Origin of the sequence: Povalibacter sp. (assembly GCF_036735925.1) — a bacterium.
Classification (GTDB): Bacteria; Pseudomonadota; Gammaproteobacteria; order Steroidobacterales; family Steroidobacteraceae; genus Steroidobacter.
Map to the genome: position 1 here is coordinate 1 of NZ_DAINNK010000156.1, position 2,344 is coordinate 2,344.

Genomic DNA, 2,344 nt, shown 5'->3' on the forward strand with positions numbered 1-2,344 from the left:
CAAGAATCCGAAGCGCGTGACCAACGATCCGATGGAAGCGCACGTGATCGGCTTCAACATGTGGGTGAAGGCGGTCGAGAAGGCCAAGACCACCGACGTCAGCAAGGTGACCGACGCGATGATCGGTATCGAAGTGCCGAACCTCACGGGCGGCACGGCGAAGATGCTGCCGAACCACCACCTGACCAAGCCGGTGTTCATCGGCGAGATCCGCGGCGATGGCCAGTTCGATGTCGTGTGGAAGACACCGGGCCTGGTGCCGGGCGATGCCTGGTCCGATTTCCTGCCGGGCAGCAAGGACATCGAAGCCGACTGGGTGACGCTGAAGTGCGGCAACTACAACAAGGTCACGAAGAAGTGCTCGGGACAGAACTACGAGTAACGGACTGACCCCCTCCGGCCTTCCGGCCCCTCCCCCCGCTTGCGGGGGGAGGTTGGGAGGGGGATCTCCAACCGAACGACAGATTCCACGCACGATGGCAAACCAACGACGGAGCCACGCCGTAGCGATGATTCACCGAATCCTTCTCAGCATGGTCAGCGTCCTGCTGCTGGCTTTCGTCGTGCAGGCACGCGCAGCGCAGAACGATGCGCTCGCTCAGGCACTCACCGGACTCACCGCCGAAGACTTCCCGACCAAGACCGACGCCGCGACCGCCGTCGCCGCGACGCGCCATCCGAACGCACGCGCAGTACTCACTGCCATGCTGGAAGGCAATCTCCATTTCCGAACCGCCGACCAGCGCGTCTTCATCGTGCAGGGCGACGATCCGCTGACGCTCACCGATCCGCTGACGATGCAGGCCGCAGGCAGCGGCGCAACAGCGGATTTCACCAAGATCACCACCAACAACCGGCTGCGCAAGACGCTCAAGGGCCTGATCGCCGGTTTCGATCTTTCCGATCCTGACGCGGGAGTACGGCTCGCCGCGGTCAATGAAATGATGCGTTCGCTCGACGAAGACAGCATCGTCATCCTGCGTGCGCGCGTCGACGACGAGAAGGACGACAAGGTCAAGGACGCCATCGACACCGGCCTCGCGCTCGCCGATCTGGACAGCGACGACGCCGACACGCGCCTCGCCGCGGTCGAGCATCTGAAAGGCAACCTGAGTCCCGATGTCTACAACCGACTCAAGCGCCTGACCGAACGGTCGGACGAGGGCGTCCATGCGGAACCGGACGAGCGTGTGCGTCGGGGCGCCACCGTGGCCATTGCGAGCATCGACAACTGGCGCCAGATCTATGGCGGTGTCGAAACGCTGTTCTTCGGCCTGAGCCTGGGGTCGGTGCTGGTGCTGGCGGCCATCGGACTCGCCATCACCTTCGGCGTCATGGGTGTGATCAACATGGCGCACGGCGAGTTGATGATGCTGGGCGCATACACGACCTACGTCGTGCAGCTCGCGATGCCGAATCACATCGGCGCGTCCATCATCGTCGCCGTGCCGCTCGCGTTCCTGGTGTCCGGGCTGGTGGGCGTGCTCATCGAACGCGGCGTCGTGCGGTTTCTCTACGGCCGGCCGCTGGAAACGCTGCTGGCGACCTTCGGCATCAGCCTGATCCTGCAGCAGGTCGTGCGCGACATTTTCACCGCCAACAACCGGCCGGTGGAAACGCCGGCGTGGATGGCCGGTTCGTGGCAGATCAACGAGGCGCTGTCGATCACGTACAACCGGCTGTACGTGATCCTGTTCATGGCGGTGGTGTTCGCGATCCTGCTGTTCGTGCTCAAGAAGACCACGCTCGGGCTCAAGGTGCGCGCGGTGTCGCAGAATCGCGCGATGGCGAAGGCGATGGGCGTGCGTACCGAATGGGTCGATGCGCTGACGTTCGGGCTCGGCTCCGGCATCGCCGGCGTTGCCGGCGTCGCGCTCAGCCAGCTGACCAACGTCGGTCCCAATCTCGGCCAGCAGTACATCATCGATTCGTTCATGGTCGTGGTGTTCGGCGGCGTCGCCAACCTGTGGGGCACGCTGATCGGCGGCATGTCGCTCGGCGTCGTCAACAAGGTGCTCGAACCGTTCGCCGGCGCCGTGCTGGCGAAAATCCTGGTGCTGATCGCATTGATCCTGTTCATCCAGCGGCGTCCGCGCGGGCTGTTCCCGCAGAAGGGCCGGGCGGCGGAGGCCTGAGATGACGATGCGCACACCGCTGATGAATCTGCTGCTGGGCGAGCGCGGAACGCAGATCTTCCTCGCCGTCCTGCTGGTCACGGCCATCGTCGTGCCGATCCTGCATCTCGCGTTCGACGCGGGCTCGTCGCTGCACCTGTCGTCGTACACGATGACGCTGATCGGCAAGTACATGAACTACGAGCACCTGCTGCCGGCCGTTCCGCCCG

At 64.3% G+C, this 2,344-nt stretch carries 2 protein-coding genes and 1 pseudogene; all 3 read left to right on the forward strand.

Annotated elements, in window-relative coordinates; all coding sequences use genetic code 11:
- Positions 1 to 382, forward strand: a 382-nt coding sequence (locus tag V7D81_RS23050; RefSeq protein ID WP_324320743.1) for a transporter substrate-binding protein, incomplete at its 5' end; no start/stop codon positions are given.
- Positions 383 to 509: 127 nt separating this feature from the next.
- Complete coding sequence (urtB, locus tag V7D81_RS23055; protein WP_324320745.1) at positions 510 to 2,135, forward strand: urea ABC transporter permease subunit UrtB; 1,626 nt, start codon at positions 510 to 512, stop codon at positions 2,133 to 2,135.
- 7 nt (positions 2,136 to 2,142) lie between these two features.
- Positions 2,143 to 2,344 (forward strand): annotated as a pseudogene (locus V7D81_RS23060) (urea ABC transporter permease subunit UrtC); the annotation flags it as partial.